We start from the raw sequence: 19808 nt of genomic DNA on the forward strand, positions 1-19808 counted from the left end.
AGCGCTCCGGGCCGCGGCCGGTGCGGCGGGCCATCCCCTGACCCTGCGCCTGCAGCCCGGCTACGACCACAGCTACTTCTTCATCGCCACCTTCATCGACGACCACCTCCGCCACCACGCCGCCGCCCTGGCGGCGTGAGCGGCGCCGGATCACCCGGGCGGGGCATCCTCTACGAGATGCCTGCCCGGCTCCATCGCATCGTGGAGGATGCGGCCGACGACGATCACGTCGTCGCCGACCAGCCGGTAGAAGACGACGTGGCGCGGTCGCCCGACGACGCCCGTTCCCTCGGGTACCCGGAGCCGGCTATGGCTCAGATGATATGACCGGGTGTCCGCTCCGACCTCGGCATGCAGCCTGCTGCCGGCGCGCAGCGGATCGCGGCGGATGTCCCTGAGCGCCTGCGAGCGCCTGCCGGATCAGCGCCTCATAGCGCGTCCGGCCGGCAAGGCCGAACGCCTCGCCGCTCCTGGCCGGGGCGGACCGGATGTCGTCCAGCGCCGCATCGGTGACACGAAGGCGGCGCACCCGTCAATCGCCGTGCCGGCGAGGCCCGGTTTGCGCGCCGATGCGGTCCATCAGCGCGTCCAGTTCCGCATCGGAACCGACTTCCACGTAGTCTCCGCGCTCGTATGCGTCCTCGCCTTCGCGGAGCAACTCCCGGAGGCGTTCGATCTTCCCTGCCTCCTCACGCTCCTGCCGGTCGAGCAAGCGCAGGCCTGCCCGCACGACTTCGTCGGCATCGTGGTAGCGCCCCGACGAGACGCGCTCCTCGATGAAGCGGTTCTCGGCTTCGCTCAGCTCCACGGTGCGGTGCGGCATGGTTCCTCCTCGCCGGGAGAGCGTATCACGCCGGCTTGGCTCGGCAAATCCGGCTCCGCAGGCTCGCCTCAGACCGGATGGCCGGGATTGGGCGCCTTCTCCGGCCGCCCGCCTTCCGCCGTCCGCTCGTTCTCCTCGGTCGTGCGCGGGACGGCGTCGCCCGCTCCGTCCGGTGCGCGCTGGTCGCGCCGAGGCCCTTCGGGGTGCCGTTTCTCGTCCTCGGGCATCGGGGTCTCCCTAGGTTGGTACGGGGCGTCCGTGACACGTCAACCTCCAAGCCGGGCTGCCGTTGCGCCCGCGGCGGTCCAGGCGGCGGAGATGCGTGGGCGCGAAGATGCGCATGGTCGCGGCGGTGCTGGTGGCTTCGCGGCGGGGGTGCACCCACCGCTACGGTATGGCAGCGGCTGGGCGAAGTGGAAAAGCTGGCAGTCCAGCGTGACTACGCCCCCTCCAGTCATCAGTGGCTGGAGCCCTCCTGGTCCTCATTGATCTGCGGTTGACGTTGTCCTGGTCACCGGTTCCTGTTTAAGAGCGGACGGTCGCAACCGGGGGCTCCAAGGTGTGTATGTCTCCTGCCAGTAGTCAAATTCGTCTAGTGCTGCCCCCTTGTGCGTCCGAATGGTCGGGCGTATTTCGGAGGTGCACGAACAAGGAGCCCTGCCATGAGTACCACAGAAGCGAAGGTTATTCAGCTTCGGCCAGCCAAGGCGGCGAAGGCGTCCGAGGAGAAGTGGGGCGCCGCCGTTATGAAGTTGGGCTTCTGCATGGTGCCTTCGCTGCTGCTCCGCGCGCAGCGCCGCCTCAGCCTCAACCCGACGCAGCTCGCGGTGTTGCTCCAACTCTGCGACCACTGGTGGGACGAGAAGCGCAAGCCGTTCCCGTCAAAGGAGCGCCTTTCCCAACGGCTGGGCCTGAGCGCACGCCAGGTGCAGCGGCACATTGCTGATTTGGAGAAGATGAAGCTAGTGAAGCGGGTTGACCGGTTCGGTGCGCATGGTGGCAAGCTGAGCAACACCTACGACCTGTCTGGCTTGGTTGAACGGCTGAAAGCTCTCGAGCCGGAGTTCCGGCAGGTTGAAAATGAGATTGCCGAGGCGACAGCTAAGCGTGAGGTGGTGGCGAAACCCGGCTTCAAGCCGAAGCCTAAACCCTCTGTACCGGGTTGAACCGCGGCGTTACAGAGTCCTGAGGCTCCAGAAATGCTGAGCCCCGGTCGCATGCCTTGCGGCAGAGGCGGGTCCGGGGCCTACAGATACTGATTTAGGCAGATTTCGGATGAGCGTCAACGCCTTTACCCTTTATCCCGCACTTCTCAGTGCGCTGGAGGTATCGCTGTCGCCCGAGCGTATGGCGACCTACATCGCTGCTGCGGGCGGCGACCGGGAGAAGGCAATTCGCCTGTACACTTGGAATACAGCCGTCAGCGCCGCCTTCTACGGGCCTCTCCAGGGCCTGGAAGTGGCCGTCCGCAACGCCATGCATCGGCAGATCTCCGCCACCTACGGGCCGAACTGGTACGATAACCCTCAATGCCGGCTCGACGCAGGTGCCCTCAACCGCGTTGCGGGCGCCAAGGCCGATCTGGGACGGGAAGGTTATCCGGTCGACCCCCCTCATGTAGTGGCCGCCTTGGCGTTCGGTTTCTGGGTTTCCCTTCTGGGACGTGGCGGCTACATGGCAGACGCCAGGGCAACCCGGGCGAACTACGAAATGAGCCTATGGCGTCCCGCGCTGCACCGGGCGTTCCCTCATGTCCGTAAATCCCGCGCAGACGTGCATCGACCGCTCGATTATCTCCGGACATTCCGGAACCGGATCGCCCACCACGAGCCGATCTTTGGTCGGCACCTAGTGGCGGACTACGCGAGCATCCTGGAGGTGGCAGGCTGGATCTGCCCGAGCACCCGGGACTGGATTGCTTATCATAGCCGCGTGCCGGAGATTCTAGCGCAACCGCGCGATGGCAACAATCTGCGATTCTGAAGTTAAGAGGAAGTATAGCTGTCCGCAACCTATGTCTTTCTTGTTTCTCCGCTACTGGGGTTCCGACTTCATCGAGGACGACGACATGAGGGCGGTCCAGGACGGGTGTCGGGCGGGTCCTGACGCGATGACCCCGCCCGAGCCGGTCACACCGTCGGGACCGTGCCGCCGTCGATCACGTGCTCGGTGCCGGTGATCGACGCGGCGCGCTCGGACGCGAGGAACGCGATCAGGCTCGCGACTTCGGCCGGCTTGGACGGGCGCCCGATCGGGATGCCGCCGAGCGCGTCCATGATGATCTTCCTGCCCCCCTCGTAGTCCGTGCCCGCTTCCCGGGCGAGCCGTTCCGCCAGGCGCACGGAGGCGTCCGTCTCGATCCATCCCGGCGAGACCCGCACGACGCGCACGCCCTTGGGCGACACCTCCTTCGACAGGCTCTTGCTGTAGGTGGACAGCGCGGCCTTGGCGGCGGCATAGGCGGTCGTCGCCTCCGGCAGGGGCAGCGATCTCTGGATGGAGGAGACGTGTATCACCACCCCGCTCCCCTGCGCGACCATGCCCGGGACGAGCTCCCGGTCGAGCCGGACCGCAGGGAAGAGGTTGAGGTCGAGTTCCTTCCGCCACTGGGCATCGGTCAGCGCCGCGAAGCCGCCGCCCGGGGCCGACGAACCGCCGAGCATGTGCACGATGATGTCGGCGCCGCCCAGCCGCCGGCGCACGGCCCGGGCCACCGTGGCGCAGCCGTCCGCGGTCGTGAGGTCGGCGGCGACGAAGAGCTCTTCCGGCAGCGCCTCCGGCCGCGAGCGCGCCGTCGTCAGCACCTGCGCGCCAAGCTCCCGGAAGAGTTCGACGGTCGCGGCCCCGGCACCCCGCGTGCCGGACGTGACGAGGGCGCGCTTGCCCTTCAAGGTGAGGAATTCGGCCATCATCGGATATCCAGCCCGACGATCCCGCCGTCCGCGAGCGTGAAGACGAAGTCGAGCGTCGCGGGGCTGCCGGGGAACCGCCCGCTCACCCTCGCCCGGACCGAGACCTTCTCGCCCGTCCCGGTCACCCCGATCGGCTCGGCGACGTGGCGATACTTGCGCTTTGCGGCAAGCCACCATGCCCGTATCGCCTCGACGCCCTGATGGACGGCGCCCTCGTCCCTGACCGCGGCGTCGGCGCGAAAGGCTCGGCCCAGGGCCTCGGCGTCGTCGCCCCGGTCGGCTTCGAAATACGCGTTCACGGCTGAAGGAAGCTCCATCGTCCTGCTCCTCTCTCGGGTTGGCGGGAAAGCTGCCGCCGAATGTAGGGCTGGACGATTGTGCGGATAATAGGGATAAAACGGCATGACGGATTGAGAAAATCGGGACAATGGAACGCACGGGCCTGAACGATCTGGATGCCGTCGTCGCCATCGCCCGGCGGGGATCGTTCCGCGCCGCGGCGATCGATCTCGGGATGTCCACGACCGCCTTGAGCCATGCGATCGGCAAGCTCGAGGCGGGGCTCGGCGTCCGCCTGTTCAACCGCACGACCCGCAGCGTCGCGCTGACCGATGCCGGCCGGCTCTTCGTCGAACAGGTCGGCCCCGCGCTCCGGGATATCCACGGTGCCCTGGAAGCGGTGCGCTCGCAGCGCGAGACGCCGTCGGGAACGCTGCGGATCAATGCCGCCGCGTTCGCGGCGCGCGAGATCATCTCGCCGCTCGTGCTCGATTTCCTTCGCCGCTACCCGGAAATGAACGTCGACCTGGTCACCGAAGGACGGCTGGTCGACATCGTCGCCGAGGGCTTCGACCTGGGCGTGCGCGTCGCCGATCTCGTTCCCAGCGACATGATCGCCGTTTCGCTCGGGCGCCCCCAGCGATACGCCGTCGTGGGCTCTCCGGCCTATTTCGAGCGCCACGGGAAGCCTCGCGTGCCTCCGGACCTTCTCGATCACGCCTGCATCCGCGTGCGCCTGCCCAACGGGGCGCTCTACCGGTGGCGGTTCGAGGGGCGGGGCGAGGCCGTGCACGTCGACGTGCGCGGCCCGATCACGCTCGACGAGGCGGGGCTGGCGCGCACCGCCGTGCTCGAGGGCATCGGCCTCGGCTTCTTCATGGAGCAGGACGTCCTTGCCGACATCCGGGCAGGGCGCCTCGTCCGCGTGCTGGAGGACTGGACCCCGCCCTTCCCGGGCCTCTGCCTCTACTATCCCGGCCGGCGCAACCTGTCCGCCGGACTGAAGGCCTTCCTGACGTCGGCCCGCGAGTTCGCCCAGGGCCGGCTCTCCGGCGTCGCGCCGGGATGACCCATGATCAGAACGCCACGCGGTCGGCCCCCTTCAACTGCAGGATGGCGCGCGCGTCCTGCGGCGTCGCGACGCAAAGCCCCAGCCCTTCGACGATCCGGCGCGCCAGGCGGACCTGCTCGGCGCTGGAGGTCGCCAGCCGGCCCGGCCCGATCCAAAGCGAATCCTCCAGCCCGACCCTCACATGGCCGCCCATGGCCGCCGCCTGCGCCGCTATCGGCAGCTGATGGCGTCCCGCGCCCAGGACCGACCAGTGGTAGTCCCCGCCGAAGAGACGGTCGGCCGTTCGCTTCATCATCATCACGTCCTCGGGATGGGCCCCGATTCCGCCCAGGATCCCGAACACGCTCTGCACGAAGAAGGGCGGCTCGATGATCCCGCGGTCGGCGAAATGCGCCAGCGTGTAGAGATGGCCGATGTCGTAGCATTCGACCTCGAAACGAGTGCCGTTCGCGGCGCATTTCGTCAGGATCGTTTCGATGTCGGCGAACGTGTTCCTGAAGACCCTGTCGCGCGACCCCTCCAGGTATTCTCGTTCCCACGCGTGCTTCAGGTCCTTGAAGCGGTCGAGCATCGGGTAGAGCCCGAAATTCATCGACCCCATGTTGAGGGAGGCGACCTCCGGCTCGAACCTTGACGCGGGTTCCAGCCGCTCCCCGATGCTCATCGTCGCGGCGCCGCCGGTGGTCAGGTTGACCACGCAGTCCGACCGCTCCCGGATGGTCCGCAGGAACGGCAGGAAGGCTTCGGGGCGCTGGTCCGGCCGCCCGTCTACCGGATCGCGCGCATGGAGATGCACGATCGCCGCACCGGCCTCGGCCGCCTCGATCGCCGCTCGCGCGATCTCGGCCGGCGTGACCGGCAGGTACGGCGACATCGACGGCGTGTGGATCGAGCCGGTGACGGCGCAGGTGATGATGACTTTCCTGCATTCGGCCATGATCGCCTCCTCTCGGGTTTCCCGTAACGCCTCAAGCGTATTGGGCGAGGCCGTTGCCCAGCGACCAGTTCTCCTTCGCGACCTCGACCAGGCTCACGAACACGTCCTCCGGCCGGATGCCGGGGTTCTCGCCGAGCAGCTCCGCGATCCGCCGGAACAGCGCCTTCTTCTGCTCGATGCCGCGGGTGTCGTTCGCGGTGATCCGGATCAGCACGAGGTCGTCGCTCCGGGCGACGCCGAGATAAGACGCGCTGTAGCGGAAATTCGCGGCGTCATGCTCCGTGATGGTCATGAACTGGTCGTCTTCCGGCACATTGAACGTCTCCCGCATCGCGCGGTAGAGGCCGTCGAAGATCGCCTGCCGGTAGGCTTCCGGCTTTCCGGCGCGCATCGAGATATGGAGGAGCGGCATCGCGGGTCCTTTCCTGTTTCGTCCCGTCCCGACGCTACATCCAAGCCATCCATTTTGGTATGCTATGAGAGTTGATATCAGCGATAAGGTTCGGATATGGCCGAACGTCCCCTCGACTTGGATGCCGTCCAGGCTTTCGTCCACATCGCCGAGCTCGGCAGCTTCACGCGCGCGGCCGAAGCCATGCGGACGACGCAGGCCGCGGTCAGCTTGAAGCTGAAGCGCCTGGAGGCGAGGCTCGGCTGCCGGCTCGTCGAGCGCACGCCCCGCTACGTCGAGCTTTCGGCGCGGGGCACGGCCTTCGTCGAGCACGCCCGCGAGCTTCTGGAGGCGCACGACCGCGCGCTCACGGCATTCGCCGGGGCCCGGCGGCGCCTCACCATCGGCATCAGCGACCATGTCGCCGGGCCGGAGCTTCCGGCGCTGATCGCGCGCATGAACGCGCAGGACCCCAAGCTGCTGATCGAGATCCGGATCGGATCGTCGGGCGACCTGCTCCAGAGCTTCGACCGGCGGGAACTCGACACGGTGATCGTCCGCCTGCATGCCGGGCGCAGCGACGGGGAAATCATCACCGAGGAGAAGTTCGGCTGGTTCGCGGGGCCGGGCTGGCAGCACCGCGCGGACGAGCCCCTGCCGGTCGCCACGCTCGCCGAGCCCTGCGGCGTCCGCGTGATGTCCTCGCGCCTTCTCGACGAGGCGGGCGTGCCCTGGACGGAGATCTTCGTCGGCGGCGGCGTCGCGGCGGTCGCCGCCGCCGTCATGGCCGGGCTCGGCGTCGCCGCACTCTCTCCGCGCATGCTGCCGTTCGGCGCGCTCGACGTAGGCGCCAGGCTCGGGCTTCCCGACCTGCCGCGCCTGCCGGTCCTGCTCCACACCAGGGTCGGGGACGGCCGGCCGCGCGATGCGCTCGCCGCCCTTTCCGCCGCCTTCAGGGGCGCGGTGCGAGGCTAGTTAGGCGAGCCGGCCCTGAAGGAGGCGTTTCTTCGCAAAGGCATCGTACCAGCACCAGCTATCCAATCAACTCCGATTCCTTGACCTGTTTGCTGGACCACTGGCCGCCGGGCCGCTCCTCGAAGGCGAGCTTCGCCTTGGCCAAGCTGCCCTTGCCGACTGCTGCCGCAATCTCGGCCAGTCGGTCTTCGATCTGAGTGAAGAGTGGCCGCTCGCCGATGGATTCCAGGTACCGGGCGCGGATTGAGGCGTCGGCAAAGCGCGGGACGGCCTTGTGGGTGTCGGCCTCCCACCGTGCTACGGTCTGGTAGTCCTTCCCGAGCCGCCGTCCTATGGACGTCTGGCTCAGATCCAGCATTACGCGGAGAAACCGGAACTCCTGCCCGGTCAGCGGCCGTTCCTGCTTTGCCAGATGAAGCGCGATTACGCGCTCCAGTTCGTCGGCCCGCTCAACCACCACGGTCGCGCCATACTCGCCGAGGTCCTCCTCGTGATAGCCATTGAGCAGCCAGATGTTGTCGAGTCCGCATTGCGTATAGTGGTACATTTCGTGTCCCTCCTATTCCTCGTCCTCGTCCTTCCACTCGTCTTCCCAGTCATCGCCTGGTCCCGGCTTCGACCTGCGGGTGAACAGCCAGTTCTCATAGGCTGTGATGACCAGGATCTTCGTCTCCGGCACCACAACCCCGGCAACCACCGTCATCGTTTCATCCGCTGTTCGTTGGCAGGTGAACTTCCAGCCGTTGGTCAGAGATATGTCCGGCGTCGGATCCTCCGTCAGAAAGCCGCTCAAAAGGCATTGGACGGCTTGGCGTTCGCTGATTGGGGGCTTCCCGGCTTCTGGATCACGCTTGCGGGCATGCCTGGTGAACCTCACCTTGTCGCGGTCCTTCGCGAGAGCCCTGATAGCGTCCCGGGCAGCCTTCCTGTCCACAATATCTATCCCTCAAAATGACCCATTGCAAGATAATGATGGTAGTGGCCCCCTTAAGAGCCTGCCGTCGGCACGCCATTCTGGAGGTGGAACGCCCGCCGGTCCGCTACAGCTTGAATGGCCCGCTCGCTGCGAAGCCCTGTGGCGCCATAGCTGTGCCGGCAATGACGGGAAGGAGCTCCTTCCGGAAGGCCGCCATCGGCTTCGCCGAGGTCTGGACCCATTTGCCGTCCTTGCGTTCCATCCATCCGGCAGCAAAAGCGTCACCCGCCAGAAGGCCCGTGCTCCCCGACTGGATGAACTCAGAGCCCGCTCCGTCGGCCTCACGGCCTCACGGCCTCACGGATCGCCGCTTCCCCCCTCGTGGCGCACCACGCGGAAACCCTCCTCCTCGCCCGGGGGGACGAAATGGCGGGTGATCGCGTCGAACTCCGCCTCCGTCGTCGCCTTGGCGCCCTCCGGCAGTTCCTCGTTGCGGCGGCGGAGCTGGCGCTTGCACAGCGCGTCGGAGGCGACGATCGAATGCAGCAGGTGGTCCGCCCCCGCCGCCTCGAAGATCGCGCGCACCCAGCCCCGCTCGCGCGGCGTGTTGCCGGCGAAGTCGAACACGACCGGCACGCCCGCGCGCAGAAGCGCCTCGGCATGGGGCGCGATGACGGAGCGCAGCCGGGCGCTGCGCTCGAGATAGTCGGGGAAGGTCGCGATCTCGCCGGGATAGAGGCGCGAGAGCCACATATCCTCGCTGAACAGGATCGCGCCCTGCTCCCGCGCTATCCGGCGCGCGAGCGTGCTCTTGCCCGAGGCGAGCTTGCCGCACAGAAGATGCAGGACCGGCCCGGGCCGCGTCATCGTCCGTCCCCCTTCGGTTTGCCGCGCGAGAGTGCCGCGACCATCCCCAGGCTGGCGATGGCGACCCCCGCCCAGGTCAGCGGGCCGGGCATCTCGCCCAGCAGCGGGATCGCCGCCACCGTGGTCAGGCACGGCACGGCCGCCGTGGCGACCGCCGTCTCGGTCGCTCCCAGCAGCGACACCGCCAGCGTATAGGCCAGCAGCGAGGCGATCGCGATCAGCACGCCCTGGAACACCGCCTGCGCCGCCAGCGTCCCCACCGCCACCTGACCGAGCTGCGGGTCGAGCGCCAGGAAATAGACCGGCAGGTAGACCGCCATGGACAGCGGCGTCACGATCGCGGCGGCGGCGACGGCGTCCACCTTGTAGCGGCGGATCAGCACGCCGTAGACCGACCAGCAGGCCGACGCCCCGACCAGGCAGGCATCGCCCAGCAGCACGGTCCCCGTCGCCGCCCCCAGCGCGTCGAGCGCCAGCGCCGCGACCCCCGCCAGGATCAGCCCCGCGCCGATCAGGCGCCGGGCCGACGGGCGCTCGCCCAGCCACAGGGCGCCTGCGAGCGTGCCGAACGCCGGCAGCATGCCGTGCAGGAAGACGGCCCCATGGGCGGCGGGCGCGCGGGCGAAGCCGGCATAGGCCAGCAGCGCGAAGCCGAGCCCGCCGAAGAAGGACAGCCGCGCCGCCCGCCCCAGGCTCAGGCCCGCCAGCCCGCGCCGCATCAGCACCGGCAGCAGCAGCACGCCCCCGACCCCGAAGCGCAGCGCCGCGAGGTCCCAGGCCCGCAGGGCGTCGAGCGTGCCGAGCCGCGAGACGAGCGTGAAGGCCGAGAACAGGACCACGACCGCGGCCGCCGCCGCGGCGCCGGCCAGCACGGCGCGCCGCCCCTCCATCCTTCCCGCCTCCATCGCCCGTCCCCCCTCGTGCAGGCCGTGATCGTCATCGTATGACGTCCCCGGGTCAAGTCCCGCGCGAGGGCGGCGCGCCCTCTGCTACCCGGCGATGCCGAACGCGTCGGGATAGCGGACCGAGCCCGCCGCTCCGGCCAGCGCGCCCTCCGCCAGTTCCAGCGCCATGAAGGCATCGCCCGCGAACGGGGCCGCCAGCTTGCGCGCGAGCGCCGGGGAGAAGCCGAAGCGCGGGTAGTACCGGGGATGGCCGAGCACGACGACCGCCTCGCAGCCGTCCCGGCGCAGCCTCTCCAGCCCGGCGCGGATCAGCGCCGCGCCGGTCCCGCGGCGCTGGCGGTCGGGCCGGACGGCGACCGGCGCCAGCGCGACCGCGTCGACCTTCCGGCCATCGACCTCGACCGCGAGGTCGCTGAACACGACGTGGCCGACGACCTCTCCGTCCTCGGCCTCGCCATCTTCGAGCGCGACCAGCGCCAGGCGCACCAGCCCGTCGGCGCGCAGCCGCTCGACCAGATCGGCCTCGTTCCCGCCGCCGAAGGCGGCGGCGAGGACGGCGCGGATCCGCGCGGCAAGGGCTTGGGTCTCTTCCTCGATTCTCATGGCGGTCCTCAGCGGTTGTCGGGTTGCGGGCGCACGGCGGCGCGGCCGGAGCGCGAGATCCGGTACGGACCGCCGCTCCTGGCCTCGATCAGCCTGCGCCGCCTGAGCCTGTGGAAGGTGTCGAGCGTGCAGTCGGCCAGCCTGTGGCCTTCGCGGTTGAAGCAATCGACGGCGACGACGCGCCCGTCTTCGGCGCGGTGATGGCGGATGTGTCCGCCCTGGGCGAGCACGTGCAGGACGCGCTGCTCCATCCTGGAGACGTTCATTTCGGAGACTCGTACGCAAGACCACACGACGCATCGGCCCGGCGCGCTGCGTCGCGTGCGCGCCGGTCAACCGCAATGCGTCACCGAGCCTCGCCCTGGGCGAGGCGGTCAGTGGGTCGCGACAATCTCCGGCATGAAATCCCCCGATATGCCCCGGCGACGGCGCGCCGGACGGACGGGACGATACCCGGCGGCCTTTTCCCCGTCAACGGACCTGCCCGAGGGAGAAGAAACGGGCCGCCGCACAACCTCTTGACGTCCCGTTATGTGATAAGTATCCTATATTGATCTGAATTCAAGGACATGGAGCCCAGGCCATGGCGTTCACCCCGGTCCCCATCGAACCCATCCGGCCGAAGGTGGCGCCCGCGCCGGTCCCGGTCGTCGGCGCGGGCACGCTGGCGCCCCGGCGCGAGGCGTTCTGCCGCCACGTCGCGTCCGGCGTCGCCCCCGTGACCGCCGCCCGCCTGGCGGGCTTCCCCTGGGACAAGGCGGGGTCCTGCGCGCGCGCTCTGCTGGCCGAGCCGGACGTCACGGCCCGGCTGGTCGAGATCGTGGTCGCCTGCCGCGCCCGGCACCAGGACCTGCGCAACCGGCTGATGTCGCGCCTGCTGCGCGTGCTCGACGTGGCGCTCGCGGCCGGCGACCGCACCGACGCGCTGCGCGCGATCCGCATCGCCCAGGGCTTCGAGGCCGAGCCCGACCCGCTCGACGCCCTGCAGGACCAGGAGGAGGAGGACAACGACGCGGCGCCGGCGGACCCGGCCGACCTGTCGGAGGAAGGCGCGCCGCCGGCGATGCCGCCGCTGCCGCACGAGCACGCGCCGCTGCGGGGCCCGCTGGACTCGCCCGAGAATTTGGAGGGGATCAGCGACCTGCTGCGGGACGCGGAGACCTGGCTGCCGTCGATCACGCGCTGCCGCAAGGCGGCCGACGCGGTGTTCCGGCTGATGGAGGACCACAACGGCCACCTGCCCGACGACTACGACGTCCGCAACTACCCCTGGGGCCTCGGCGACTACTACCGCGACGAGCTGATCGAGAGCCGCCGCGCCCGCGGCCTCGACCCCATCGACGGCCGCCCGCTGCGAACGCCGAAGCAGTAGGCTATCCTTCGCCGGTCCCGATCGCCGCCCCGGCGGGGGCGGGCTACGGGCCTCGGGCGAAGACACGGGATCGGAGTGCCGCCGGATGATCGAAAAGCCCATCTACGTCGTGACGGACGCCGAGTTCGACGGTCCCGTTCCCGGCCGCCACTCGATGCTGTCCTTCGCATCCGTCGCCGTGGCGCCCGGCGGGCGGCGGCATGGGGAGTTCGAGGCCGTCCTCGGCCCGCTCGACGGCGCGTCGCCCGACCCGGAGACCCTGGCCTTCTGGCGCACGCAGCCCGAAGCCTACGCCGCCGCGACCACGGACCCGGAGCCGCCGGGGGCGGTGATGGGGCGTTTCGTCGATTGGGTGAGGGGGCTGCCGGGCGACGCGATCTTCGCCGCGCATCCGCTCGCGCTCGACGGCCCCTGGATGGACTTCTACCTGCAGCGCTTCACCCGGGAGCGCCTCCTCGAAGGCCCGTGGCGGCCCGGGCGCCTGTTCAGGAGCACGCCCCTGTGCCTGGCGTCATTCGCCGCCGGTAGGCTGGGCTGGCCGACATGGACGTGCGACGTCGGCCGGTATCCCGCCGATTGGCTGGGCGGCCATGAACACACGCACCGGGCCATCGACGATGCCCGGGGCTATGCCGGCCTCCTGGCGACCCTGATGGGTCGCGGCGGCCCGGCATAGCGCGTCCGCGCCCGAGCGGTGTTCCCCGGCTAGCGCTGGCGCGCCTTGCGCGCCGCGTAGCGCGCGTCGCGGGCGGCCTTGCGCTCGGCTTCCTCGGCCTGCTGGCGGACGACCGCCTCGGCGGCCTCGCGCGCCTGTTCGGCTTCGAGGGCCTTGCGCTCGGCTTCCTCGGCTTCCCGGCGGGCGACCGCCTCGGCGGCTTCGCGCTCGGCCTGCGCCTTGCGCTCGGCCTTGCGCTCCGCCTCGCGGGCCTCGCGGGCCTCGCGGACGGCGTCGCGCGCCAGCCGCCGTTCGGCGAATTCGGGGTCGGACACCTCGGGCCGCGCGCGGAATTTCTCCAGCTGCGCCTTCCGGGCGGTGGCGGCCGCGTTCAGGCGGTCGTTGAAGCCTGCGTTCCTGAAGCCGTTCATTTGCTGTCCTCCGTGTCCTGCGCCTCGGTGTCCTGGGATGCAGCCTCGCCGGCCTCGCCGGGCTCGTCGCCATCGGCCTTGCGCCGTGTGGCGTCGGCCTCGCGGCGCTGAAGCCTCTCCTGCTTCTTCTGCTGCTTCGCGCGGGTCCGTTCGGCACGCTGCTGGTTGTAGTTCGGCTTGAAGGCCATGGGGTCTCCGCTGAAGCCGGGGCGCTATCCCTGGAAAAAACTAGAGGGCGGCCGAAGCCGCCCTCTAGTCCGCCGTTCCCGCAGCACTCAGACGGCGCGCAGGTTCTCGGCCGAAGTCTTGCCGCGGCGCGGGTCGCGCACCTCTTCGTACGAGAGCTTCTGGCCCTCGTTGAGGTTGCTCATGCCGGCGCGCTCGACGGCGGAGATGTGGACGAAGACGTCGGCCGAGCCGTCTTCCGGCTGGATGAAGCCGAAGCCCTTGGTCGCGTTGAACCACTTCACGGTACCGATAGCCATGGGTCTTCCCCCTGTTGGCTGTTGCCCCGCACGACATGTGGAGGGGCATCAAATCACTTGGGGATAGAGGCTCAGGTCCGTGGACGGGACCGGAGATCGCATAGCCCGTAGCAAGTTCGATCGGGTCAAAATGGGGATCCTCCCCGGCCTATGCAAGCGGAATCCCGCATCGCCCCCGATATCGTCCGCCCGCACGCTCCCCGGCCCTCAGGCCTCGGCCAGCTCCTCCCGCAGCCGCAGCGCCAGGAACTCGAACACCGCCTTCACCCGCGCGACGTGGCGCAGGCCCGGATGGGTCAGCAGCCAGAACCCCGTCTCCGCCCGCGGGATCGGCGAGGGGTCGAGCCGGCGCAGGCCCGGCACGCGGTCGCCCAGCGCGTCGGGCAGGGCGGCGATCCCGATGCCGAGCCGCGCCGCGTCGGCCATGCCCAGCACCGTGTCGGCCCGGTACGCGATCCGCTCCGCCGGCACCGCCGCCCGCATCCAGCGCGCGGTGCCGATATGGCCCAGGCTCTCGTCGAAGCCGATCCAGTCATACGCGGCCGGGTCCGTGCCGCCGGCGCGCAGCCCCTCCGCCAGCCCGTCCAGATAGGCGGGCGCGCCGTAGGCCGCGCCCGCGATCGTGCCCAGGCGCCGGCCGATCAGGTGTTCGGGCGGCTCGTTGGTGACCCGCACCGCGACGTCGGCCTCGCGCCGCGCCAGGTCCACGGCGAGGCTGGTCGTCCCGACCTCCAGCACGATGCCGGGATGGACGCGCCGCAGCTCCGCGACCAGCGGCGTCAGCAGCGCGGCCAGGATCGCGTCGCTGGTCGCCACCCGCACGGCGCCGGACGGCCGCAAATCCTCGCCGGCCAGCTTCAGCTCCAGCGCCAGCACCTCCTCCTCGACCCTGGCCGCGATCGCCACCGCCTCCTCGCCCGCGGCCGTCGGCACGTAGCCGCTGCGCAGCCGCTCGAACAGGCGCACGCCCAGGCGGTCCTCGACCTGGCCGATCCGGCGGTGGACGGTCGAATGGTCGAGGCCGAGCGCGCGCGCCGCCGCCGACAGCGAGCCGCCGCGCCCGATCGCCAGCACCAGCCGCAGGTCGCTCCAGTCCAGGCGTTGCCGCATCCGTGCAAACTCCATCGGCATTCTCGGGGAATGTTGCGGCATAGCGTAACAGCGCAGGATCGCGCCACCAACAACCCGCATCGAGGAGAGACGATGTTCAAGATCCGGTCGCTGGACCATGTCGGCCTGCGCGTCACCGACCGCGAGGGGGCGGCCCGCTTCTTCGCCGGCCTCGGCTTCCGTCCCGAACCCGGCGAGGACGCCCCCGAGCACTCCGCCCTCGGCCTGATCAACGACGCCGGCGTGCGCCTGAACCTGATCTACAACGCCAGCCCCCCGCCCGGCGGCGCCAACGTCCTGATGGACGTCGCCGACAAATGGCCGGGCTGGACCCATGCCGCCTTCGTCGTCGACGACCTCGACGCCCTGCTGGCCTGGCTGCGCGCCGAGAACGTCCGCGTCACCGAGGGGCCGGTCGTCTACGGCGACGGCCGGCGGCGGGTGTGCTTCATCCGCGACGCCGACGGCAACGTGATCGAGTTCAACCAGATACTTGCCCGCCAGGTCCCGGGCCAGGAGACCGCCGCATGACGCCCGCCGCACCCATCGTGCTGCACGGCTCGGCGGTGTCGGGCCACACGCACCGGGTGGCGCTGCTGCTGCGCATGCTCGGCCTGCCCCATGCGTTCCGCGCCGTCGACCTGCGCGCGGGCGAGCACAAGTCCCCGGACTTCCTGCGCCTCAACCCCTTCGGCACCGTCCCCGCGATCGAGGACGGCGGCACCGTGATCGCGGACTCGGCCGCGATCCTGGTCTATCTCGCCCTGCGCTACGATGCCGCCCGGACCTGGCTGCCCGCCGACCCGGCCGCCGCGGCCGAGGTCCAGCGCTGGCTCTCGGTCGCCCAGGGGCCGCTGTTCAACGGGCCGAACGCCGCGCGCCTCGCCGCCGTGTTCGGGCGGCCGGTCGACGTCGCGGGCGCCAAGGCGGTCGCGGCCGGCCTGCTCGCGGTCATGGACCGCCACCTGGCAACGGGCGCGTTCCTGGCCGGCGCCGGCCCGACGATCGCCGACCTCGCCAACTACGCCTATGTCGCCCATGCGCCCGAGGGCGGCATCGCGCTCGACCCCTATCCCCACGTGCTGGCCTGGCTCGGCCGCATCGAGGCCCTGCCCGGCTTCGAGCCCATGTCCCGGCTGGCGCCGGCAACCTGACCTGATGAGGAAACCACCCATGAAGATCGCGCTGATCGGGTCGACCGGCTATATCGGCTCGAAGCTCCTGGCCGAAGCCCTGGAGCGCGGCCACGCGGTGACCGCCGTCACCCGCGCCGTGATGGACGTCCACGACACCGGCGGCCTCGCCGCCTTGCTCGCCGGCCACGACGCCGTGGTGAGCGCCTACAACCCCGGTGCGGCCGACGGGCTGCGCGGCGCGCGCTCGATCGTGGAGGCGGCGAAGCGGGCGGGGCTGCGGCTCCTGGCCGTCGGCGGCGCCGGCAGCCTGGAGGTGGCGCCCGGCCGGCGCCTCGTCGACGAGCCGGACTTCCCGCAGCAATGGAAGGCCGGCGCGCTCGCGACGGCGGAGTTCCTGGAGATGCTGCGCGCCGAGCCCGAACTCGACTGGTGCTTCTTGAGCCCGGCCGCCGAACTGGTCTCCGGCGAGCGCACGGGCCGCTTCCGCCTCGGCGGCGACGCCCTGCTGAAGGACGGCGAGGGCCGCAGCCGCATCTCGCTCCAGGACTACGCCGCCGCCCTGCTCGACGAGCTGGAGACCCCCCGCCATCCCCGCCGGCGCTTCAGCGTCGCCTACTGAAGGCCGGCATCAGCCCGCGAAGCGTTCCTCCATCGCGCGCCGCACGCGCACCGCCTCGTCGTCCGGGATATCGATGTCCGCCCAGCGGACGATCGCGCCGGCCGCGACGTCGGCGCGCAGCCTGACCCTGTGCGCCAGGCCGATGGGCAGCGCGCCCTCGGCCAGGCTGCGCCGGGCGGGCAGCAGCTTGCCCCAGACGGTGTGGCCGCCCTCGCCGTCCAGCATCTCCCCGGCCGTCAGCCGGCGTTTGGCGACCGCGGCGACGTCGCCGCGAAAGCCCCGCGTCTGCCCGGTGGGCTCGCCGCGCAGCGCCACCGACAGCACCGAGATGCCCAGCTCCAGCCCGATCAGGTGGAACGGCTTGTACATCGCGGCGTAGCGGCCGCTGGCGTCGGTCTTCAGGCCGTATTGCCGGAAGCAGGCGGCGGCGTAGTCGTTGGGCGCCTTCAGCACGACGTAGACGCCCCAGCGCAGGTCCCGGAACACCGGCCGGCCGTCGCGCTCCAGCGAGGAGACGACCTCGACCATGCCCTCGCGCTCCAGCACGCCGCCCTCGGCGCGCGGGCGCAGCACATGCGCGAGATCGTCCACGCCGCAGGGCGGGAACGCCAGCCCGCCGGAAGGCACGTCCAGCTCGCAGGCGTTCGCGATGGCCGCCATCTCCAGCGCCGACTTGGTGCCGTCCAGGAAGGAGTTGAACATCTGCGGGTTCATCCCGGCGCGCCGCGCCTCCTCGGGCGTCAGGCCGTAATGCGCCCACACGTCGTCGGGGGTGACGCCATGGTAGAGCGGCAGGTACTTGGTGCCCTTCCCGGCGGCCACGACCGCGAAGCCGGCGGCGCGCGCCCAGTCGACCAGCTCCGCCGTCAGCGCCGGCTGGTCGCCATAGGCCATGGAGTAGACGACGCCCTTCCCGCGCGCCTCCTCGGCCAGCAGGGGGCCGGCCAGCACGTCGGCCTCGACGTTCACCATCACGACGTGCCGGCCGGCCGCGATCGCCGCGCGGGCATGCGCGATGCCGGCGGCCGGCAGGCCCGTCGCCTCGATCACGACCTCGATGTCGGGATGGCGGCAGGCGTCGGCCCCGGACGCGGTGAAGTCGGTCCGGGCGACGCGCGCCTCGTCCCAGCCCACCGCGAGGCAGGCCGCGCGCGCCCGGTCCGGGTCGAGGTCGGCGATCACCGCGACCTCCAGGCCCGGCGTCGTCGGCACCTGGGACAGGAACATCGAGCCGAACTTGCCGGCGCCGATCAGGCCGACCCGGACGGGGCGCTTCGAGGCGGCGCGCTGCTGGAGCAGGCGGTGGAGGTTCATGGCCGGTCCTTTCCTGCGTGCTATTCCGCGGCCGCCCGATGGGACCGCGCATAGGCCAGCAGGGCGTCGTCGGGGACCGCCTGGATCGGCGTGAAGTCGCGATGCGCGATCCAGTCCGGCCGGGTCGGCTTGCGGATGTGGTTCGAGACCGCGCACAGCGTCAGGTAGACGATCTTGCGCGGGAAGGGCGTGATGTTGCCGGCCGAGCCGTGGACGAGATTGCCGTGGAACATCAGCACCGCGCCCGGCTTGCCGGTCGGGGCGACGACGCCGCCGTCCTCCACCAGGCGCGTGACCGTCTCCTTGTCCAGCGTCCACAGCGGGTACGAGGTCGTCTGCCGGTCGTGGCCGGCGGCCAGCGTGCCGTGCCGGTGGCTCTTGGGGATCAGCATCAGCGGGCCGTTGATCGCCATCACCTCGTCCAGGAACACCGCGATGTTCATGGCGCGGGGCTCGGGCATGCCGTCGTCGCGTGCCCAGGTGCCGTAGTCCTGGTGCCACTGCCAGACCTCGCCGTCGAAGGCGGCCTTGGCGTTCACCTTGTACTGGTGCATGTACAGCTTCTCGCCGAACAGCTGCTCGACGGGCTCGATCAGCCGGGGATGCGCGCCCAGGATGCCGAAGGCCTCGTTGTAGGTGTGGGCGGCGAAGGCCGTGCGCGGCGCCCCGCTGGTCTCGCGCCACACCTCCTGCCGGTCGGTGGCGTAGATCGCCTCGGCCTCGCGGCGCAGGACGGCGACCTCCTCGTCCGAGAAGCAGTCCGGTAGGAACAGATAGCCCTGTTCGTCGAACTCCGCGAGCTGCCCTTGGGTGAGCTTCCCGGGGGTGAGCTTCCCGGGGGTGAGCTTCATGGTCGTTTCCTCCTGCTGGTTTCCTCAGGCGGCGTGGGCGGCGGTCTCCTCCAGGCAGCGCACGGTGTCGCTCGCCGCCCGGTCGGTATGGCTGCGGGCGGCGGCCTCGGCCCCGTCCGCGTCGCCGTCCAGCACCAGCCCGGCGATGCCGGCGTGCTCGCTCCATATCTGCGGGCGCTGGCCCGGCGTGCCGAGGACGATCGCCATCGACCGCTTCAGGTGCAGCCACTGCGCCGAGACGGTCTCCTCGATGGCGGCGTTGCCGGACAGGCGGTAGACGGCGGTGTGGAACGCGACGTCGGCCGCCACATAGGCCGCCACGCCGGCCTCCGCCGGAAGTGCCGCGCCGCGCTCGAGCGCCTCGCGCAGCGCCCCGGTCTCCGCCGCCGAGGCGCGGCCGCCGGCCACCCTCTCGGCTGCGAGGCGCGCGGCGAGCGCGTCGAGCGCCGTCCTGACCTGGTACAGGTCGCGGATGCGGCCGCCGTCGATCCGCGCCACGGTCCAGCCGCGCCGCCCCGACACCTCGATCAGCCCCTGGCGCCGCAGCAGCTGGAGCGCATGGCTGACGGGCTGCCGCGACACGCCGAGCATCAAAGCCAGCTCCTCCTGCCGGATGCGCGTGCCCGGCCGCAGGCTGCCCTCCGTGATCGCCCCGACGAGGCGTTCGTAGACCTGGTCGATCAGGATCGGCTGGGCGTCCACGGGCTTCACGAGGCGGCGTTCCCCAGGCAGTGAATTCGGCATTCCGAATTCATTATGCCGGCGCGGCGAGGCCGGGGCAAGGCGCGTCGCGGACTAACCCGTTTCGATGTTTCCTCTCCCTCCGGACGCGTCACCCGAGCCCGGCCGCCCGCGCGATCAGGAGCACCCCCGCCGCGACGGCGACGGCCCCGATGGCCCGGGCGACGCGCTTGCCGGCCGGCGCGAGGCGCTCGGCGGTGATGGCTGCCGCCACGGCCACCATCGCACCAGGGTCCATGACCCCGACGACCAGCAGGATCGCCGTCAGGTTGGCGCAGCAGCAACAGCAATGGAGGCCCAGGCGCAGCCCGTGCCGCCATGCCGTGCCCGCGTCGGCCGCCAGGGCATGGCCGCGCCCCGGCATCTCCCGGCAGCAGGCGAGGTGGCGCGCCTTCCACGCCGTGAACTGGAGCG

The 19808-nt window shown here is 70.6% G+C and carries 29 protein-coding genes and 1 pseudogene; 10 read left to right on the top strand and 20 right to left on the bottom strand.

What is annotated here, in order from left to right; genetic code table 11:
• Window positions 1-139 (top strand): annotated as a pseudogene (locus VGO20_RS01000) (S-formylglutathione hydrolase); the annotation flags it as partial.
• Between the two features lie 393 nt (window positions 140-532).
• Here VGO20_RS01000 and VGO20_RS01005 read toward each other — a convergent pair.
• Window positions 533-823 carry a type II toxin-antitoxin system ParD family antitoxin gene (locus VGO20_RS01005; RefSeq protein ID WP_327500412.1) on the bottom strand — a complete coding sequence of 97 codons (291 nt, stop codon included), beginning with the start codon at window positions 821-823 and terminating at the stop codon, window positions 533-535.
• Window positions 824-891: 68 nt separating this feature from the next.
• Window positions 892-1050 carry a hypothetical protein gene (locus VGO20_RS01010; RefSeq protein WP_327500413.1) on the bottom strand — a complete coding sequence of 53 codons (159 nt, stop codon included), beginning with the start codon at window positions 1048-1050 and terminating at the stop codon, window positions 892-894.
• Window positions 1051-1485: 435 nt separating this feature from the next.
• Here VGO20_RS01010 and VGO20_RS01015 point away from each other — a divergent pair, with 435 nt between their 5' ends.
• Both VGO20_RS01015 and VGO20_RS01020 read left to right on the top strand, forming a co-directional pair.
• Entirely contained in the window at window positions 1486-1989 is a 504-nt protein-coding gene (locus VGO20_RS01015) for a helix-turn-helix domain-containing protein (RefSeq protein WP_327500414.1), read from the top strand.
• A gap of 109 nt (window positions 1990-2098) precedes the next feature.
• The gene (locus tag VGO20_RS01020; protein ID WP_327500415.1) at window positions 2099-2806 is read left to right on the top strand and encodes a hypothetical protein; all 708 of its coding nucleotides are present in this window, start codon (window positions 2099-2101) and stop codon (window positions 2804-2806) included.
• Between the two features lie 146 nt (window positions 2807-2952).
• Here the strand turns inward: VGO20_RS01020 and VGO20_RS01025 are convergent, their stop codons facing one another.
• The gene (locus tag VGO20_RS01025) at window positions 2953-3732 is read right to left on the bottom strand and encodes an SDR family oxidoreductase (protein ID WP_327500440.1); all 780 of its coding nucleotides are present in this window, start codon (window positions 3730-3732) and stop codon (window positions 2953-2955) included.
• A complete protein-coding gene (locus tag VGO20_RS01030) occupies window positions 3732-4052 on the bottom strand; it encodes a nuclear transport factor 2 family protein (protein WP_327500416.1) in 321 nt (106 codons plus the stop codon). The genes VGO20_RS01025 and VGO20_RS01030 overlap by 1 nt, the downstream gene beginning before the upstream one ends.
• Before the next feature lie 110 nt (window positions 4053-4162).
• Between VGO20_RS01030 and VGO20_RS01035 the strand changes: the two genes are divergently transcribed.
• A complete protein-coding gene (locus VGO20_RS01035; protein WP_327500417.1) occupies window positions 4163-5083 on the top strand; it encodes a LysR family transcriptional regulator in 921 nt (306 codons plus the stop codon).
• Between the two features lie 7 nt (window positions 5084-5090).
• Here VGO20_RS01035 and kce read toward each other — a convergent pair whose 3' ends face one another.
• Window positions 5091-6023 (bottom strand): 3,5-dioxohexanoate:acetyl-CoA acetone transferase, encoded by a 933-nt coding sequence (gene kce, locus VGO20_RS01040; protein WP_327500418.1) that lies wholly within the window; start codon window positions 6021-6023, stop codon window positions 5091-5093.
• Window positions 6024-6054: 31 nt separating this feature from the next.
• Entirely contained in the window at window positions 6055-6435 is a 381-nt protein-coding gene (locus tag VGO20_RS01045) for a tautomerase family protein (RefSeq protein WP_327500419.1), read from the bottom strand.
• Window positions 6436-6531: 96 nt separating this feature from the next.
• On the opposite strand from VGO20_RS01045, the gene VGO20_RS01050 reads away from it, so the two are divergent.
• On the top strand, window positions 6532-7389 hold the full coding sequence (locus VGO20_RS01050) for a LysR family transcriptional regulator (protein ID WP_327500420.1): 858 nt from the start codon (window positions 6532-6534) through the stop codon (window positions 7387-7389).
• A gap of 58 nt (window positions 7390-7447) precedes the next feature.
• Here VGO20_RS01050 and VGO20_RS01055 read toward each other — a convergent pair whose 3' ends face one another.
• The 6 genes from VGO20_RS01055 to VGO20_RS01080 all read right to left on the bottom strand — a co-directional run bounded on the left by VGO20_RS01055 (window position 7448) and on the right by VGO20_RS01080 (window position 10946).
• On the bottom strand, window positions 7448-7936 hold the full coding sequence (locus VGO20_RS01055) for a hypothetical protein (protein WP_327500421.1): 489 nt from the start codon (window positions 7934-7936) through the stop codon (window positions 7448-7450).
• Between the two features lie 12 nt (window positions 7937-7948).
• The gene (locus VGO20_RS01060; RefSeq protein WP_327500422.1) at window positions 7949-8323 is read right to left on the bottom strand and encodes a DUF4258 domain-containing protein; all 375 of its coding nucleotides are present in this window, start codon (window positions 8321-8323) and stop codon (window positions 7949-7951) included.
• Window positions 8324-8662: 339 nt separating this feature from the next.
• A complete protein-coding gene (locus VGO20_RS01065; protein WP_327500423.1) occupies window positions 8663-9172 on the bottom strand; it encodes a P-loop nucleotide/nucleoside kinase family protein in 510 nt (169 codons plus the stop codon).
• Window positions 9169-10077, bottom strand: coding sequence for a DMT family transporter (locus VGO20_RS01070; RefSeq protein WP_327500424.1), 909 nt, complete (start codon window positions 10075-10077; stop codon window positions 9169-9171). Before VGO20_RS01070 ends, VGO20_RS01065 begins: the two co-directional genes overlap by 4 nt.
• Window positions 10078-10161: 84 nt before the next feature.
• Window positions 10162-10680, bottom strand: a complete 519-nt coding sequence (locus VGO20_RS01075; RefSeq protein ID WP_327500425.1) for a GNAT family N-acetyltransferase — start codon at window positions 10678-10680, stop codon at window positions 10162-10164.
• Between the two features lie 8 nt (window positions 10681-10688).
• Entirely contained in the window at window positions 10689-10946 is a 258-nt protein-coding gene (locus VGO20_RS01080; RefSeq protein WP_327500426.1) for a YjhX family toxin, read from the bottom strand.
• Between the two features lie 317 nt (window positions 10947-11263).
• Here VGO20_RS01080 and VGO20_RS01085 point away from each other — a divergent pair, with 317 nt between their 5' ends.
• Window positions 11264-12052: a hypothetical protein gene (locus tag VGO20_RS01085; protein WP_327500427.1), complete on the top strand. Its 789-nt coding sequence runs from the start codon at window positions 11264-11266 to the stop codon at window positions 12050-12052.
• 85 nt (window positions 12053-12137) lie between these two features.
• Window positions 12138-12728: a DNA polymerase III subunit epsilon gene (locus VGO20_RS01090; protein ID WP_327500428.1), complete on the top strand. Its 591-nt coding sequence runs from the start codon at window positions 12138-12140 to the stop codon at window positions 12726-12728.
• 29 nt (window positions 12729-12757) lie between these two features.
• On the opposite strand, the gene VGO20_RS01095 is transcribed toward VGO20_RS01090, so the two are convergent.
• The 4 genes from VGO20_RS01095 to VGO20_RS01110 form a co-directional block, all read right to left on the bottom strand.
• A complete protein-coding gene (locus VGO20_RS01095) occupies window positions 12758-13138 on the bottom strand; it encodes a DUF6481 family protein (RefSeq protein WP_327500429.1) in 381 nt (126 codons plus the stop codon).
• Window positions 13135-13326 (bottom strand): hypothetical protein, encoded by a 192-nt coding sequence (locus VGO20_RS01100; protein WP_327500430.1) that lies wholly within the window; start codon window positions 13324-13326, stop codon window positions 13135-13137. The genes VGO20_RS01095 and VGO20_RS01100 overlap by 4 nt, the downstream gene beginning before the upstream one ends.
• Window positions 13327-13413: 87 nt before the next feature.
• The gene (locus VGO20_RS01105; RefSeq protein ID WP_327500431.1) at window positions 13414-13623 is read right to left on the bottom strand and encodes a cold-shock protein; all 210 of its coding nucleotides are present in this window, start codon (window positions 13621-13623) and stop codon (window positions 13414-13416) included.
• A gap of 207 nt (window positions 13624-13830) precedes the next feature.
• A complete protein-coding gene (locus VGO20_RS01110; RefSeq protein WP_327500432.1) occupies window positions 13831-14733 on the bottom strand; it encodes a LysR family transcriptional regulator in 903 nt (300 codons plus the stop codon).
• A 93-nt stretch (window positions 14734-14826) separates the two neighbouring features.
• On the opposite strand from VGO20_RS01110, the gene VGO20_RS01115 reads away from it, so the two are divergent.
• Genes VGO20_RS01115 through VGO20_RS01125 form a run of 3 tightly spaced genes read left to right on the top strand, consistent with a single transcriptional unit; the run spans window position 14827 to window position 16488 of the window.
• Complete coding sequence (locus VGO20_RS01115) at window positions 14827-15264, top strand: VOC family protein (protein ID WP_327500433.1); 438 nt, start codon at window positions 14827-14829, stop codon at window positions 15262-15264.
• Window positions 15261-15887, top strand: a complete 627-nt coding sequence (locus tag VGO20_RS01120) for a glutathione S-transferase family protein (RefSeq protein WP_327500434.1) — start codon at window positions 15261-15263, stop codon at window positions 15885-15887. Before VGO20_RS01115 ends, VGO20_RS01120 begins: the two co-directional genes overlap by 4 nt.
• 19 nt (window positions 15888-15906) lie before the next feature.
• Window positions 15907-16488, top strand: a complete 582-nt coding sequence (locus tag VGO20_RS01125; RefSeq protein WP_327500435.1) for an NAD(P)-dependent oxidoreductase — start codon at window positions 15907-15909, stop codon at window positions 16486-16488.
• Between the two features lie 9 nt (window positions 16489-16497).
• Here the strand turns inward: VGO20_RS01125 and VGO20_RS01130 are convergent, their stop codons facing one another.
• The 4 genes from VGO20_RS01130 to VGO20_RS01145 all read right to left on the bottom strand — a co-directional run.
• The gene (locus tag VGO20_RS01130) at window positions 16498-17802 is read right to left on the bottom strand and encodes an NAD(P)H-dependent oxidoreductase (RefSeq protein WP_327500436.1); all 1305 of its coding nucleotides are present in this window, start codon (window positions 17800-17802) and stop codon (window positions 16498-16500) included.
• 20 nt (window positions 17803-17822) lie between these two features.
• Window positions 17823-18653 carry a phytanoyl-CoA dioxygenase family protein gene (locus tag VGO20_RS01135; RefSeq protein WP_327500437.1) on the bottom strand — a complete coding sequence of 277 codons (831 nt, stop codon included), beginning with the start codon at window positions 18651-18653 and terminating at the stop codon, window positions 17823-17825.
• Window positions 18654-18677: 24 nt separating this feature from the next.
• A complete protein-coding gene (locus VGO20_RS01140; RefSeq protein WP_327500438.1) occupies window positions 18678-19364 on the bottom strand; it encodes a GntR family transcriptional regulator in 687 nt (228 codons plus the stop codon).
• A gap of 121 nt (window positions 19365-19485) precedes the next feature.
• A partial coding sequence (locus tag VGO20_RS01145; protein ID WP_327500439.1) for a copper chaperone occupies window positions 19486-19808 on the bottom strand: 323 nt, incomplete at its 5' end.

Origin of the sequence: Arenibaculum sp., from assembly GCF_035998295.1 — a bacterium.
In the GTDB taxonomy this organism is placed as follows: domain Bacteria; phylum Pseudomonadota; class Alphaproteobacteria; order Azospirillales; family Azospirillaceae; genus DASYHS01.

Bases quoted from the DNA above. Each gene is read 5' to 3' on its own strand.
- VGO20_RS01045 (WP_327500419.1), bottom strand. From the start codon at position 6,435: ATGCCGCTCCTCCATATCTCGATGCGCGCCGGAAAGCCGGAAGCCTAC.
- VGO20_RS01105 (WP_327500431.1), bottom strand. From the start codon at position 13,623: ATGGCTATCGGTACCGTGAAGTGGTTCAACGCGACCAAGGGCTTCGGC.
- VGO20_RS01050 (WP_327500420.1), top strand. From the start codon at position 6,532: ATGGCCGAACGTCCCCTCGACTTGGATGCCGTCCAGGCTTTCGTCCAC.
- VGO20_RS01130 (WP_327500436.1), bottom strand. From the start codon at position 17,802: ATGAACCTCCACCGCCTGCTCCAGCAGCGCGCCGCCTCGAAGCGCCCC.
- kce (WP_327500418.1), bottom strand. From the start codon at position 6,023: ATGGCCGAATGCAGGAAAGTCATCATCACCTGCGCCGTCACCGGCTCG.
- VGO20_RS01120 (WP_327500434.1), top strand. From the start codon at position 15,261: ATGACGCCCGCCGCACCCATCGTGCTGCACGGCTCGGCGGTGTCGGGC.
- VGO20_RS01125 (WP_327500435.1), top strand. From the start codon at position 15,907: ATGAAGATCGCGCTGATCGGGTCGACCGGCTATATCGGCTCGAAGCTC.
- VGO20_RS01075 (WP_327500425.1), bottom strand. From the start codon at position 10,680: ATGAGAATCGAGGAAGAGACCCAAGCCCTTGCCGCGCGGATCCGCGCC.
- VGO20_RS01030 (WP_327500416.1), bottom strand. From the start codon at position 4,052: ATGGAGCTTCCTTCAGCCGTGAACGCGTATTTCGAAGCCGACCGGGGC.
- VGO20_RS01115 (WP_327500433.1), top strand. From the start codon at position 14,827: ATGTTCAAGATCCGGTCGCTGGACCATGTCGGCCTGCGCGTCACCGAC.
- VGO20_RS01135 (WP_327500437.1), bottom strand. From the start codon at position 18,653: ATGAAGCTCACCCCCGGGAAGCTCACCCCCGGGAAGCTCACCCAAGGG.
- VGO20_RS01020 (WP_327500415.1), top strand. From the start codon at position 2,099: ATGAGCGTCAACGCCTTTACCCTTTATCCCGCACTTCTCAGTGCGCTG.
- VGO20_RS01095 (WP_327500429.1), bottom strand. From the start codon at position 13,138: ATGAACGGCTTCAGGAACGCAGGCTTCAACGACCGCCTGAACGCGGCC.
- VGO20_RS01070 (WP_327500424.1), bottom strand. From the start codon at position 10,077: ATGGAGGCGGGAAGGATGGAGGGGCGGCGCGCCGTGCTGGCCGGCGCC.
- VGO20_RS01110 (WP_327500432.1), bottom strand. From the start codon at position 14,733: ATGCGGCAACGCCTGGACTGGAGCGACCTGCGGCTGGTGCTGGCGATC.
- VGO20_RS01080 (WP_327500426.1), bottom strand. From the start codon at position 10,946: ATGAACGTCTCCAGGATGGAGCAGCGCGTCCTGCACGTGCTCGCCCAG.
- VGO20_RS01025 (WP_327500440.1), bottom strand. From the start codon at position 3,732: ATGGCCGAATTCCTCACCTTGAAGGGCAAGCGCGCCCTCGTCACGTCC.
- VGO20_RS01100 (WP_327500430.1), bottom strand. From the start codon at position 13,326: ATGGCCTTCAAGCCGAACTACAACCAGCAGCGTGCCGAACGGACCCGC.
- VGO20_RS01065 (WP_327500423.1), bottom strand. From the start codon at position 9,172: ATGACGCGGCCCGGGCCGGTCCTGCATCTTCTGTGCGGCAAGCTCGCC.
- VGO20_RS01085 (WP_327500427.1), top strand. From the start codon at position 11,264: ATGGCGTTCACCCCGGTCCCCATCGAACCCATCCGGCCGAAGGTGGCG.
- VGO20_RS01035 (WP_327500417.1), top strand. From the start codon at position 4,163: ATGGAACGCACGGGCCTGAACGATCTGGATGCCGTCGTCGCCATCGCC.
- VGO20_RS01005 (WP_327500412.1), bottom strand. From the start codon at position 823: ATGCCGCACCGCACCGTGGAGCTGAGCGAAGCCGAGAACCGCTTCATC.
- VGO20_RS01055 (WP_327500421.1), bottom strand. From the start codon at position 7,936: ATGTACCACTATACGCAATGCGGACTCGACAACATCTGGCTGCTCAAT.
- VGO20_RS01015 (WP_327500414.1), top strand. From the start codon at position 1,486: ATGAGTACCACAGAAGCGAAGGTTATTCAGCTTCGGCCAGCCAAGGCG.
- VGO20_RS01010 (WP_327500413.1), bottom strand. From the start codon at position 1,050: ATGCCCGAGGACGAGAAACGGCACCCCGAAGGGCCTCGGCGCGACCAG.
- VGO20_RS01090 (WP_327500428.1), top strand. From the start codon at position 12,138: ATGATCGAAAAGCCCATCTACGTCGTGACGGACGCCGAGTTCGACGGT.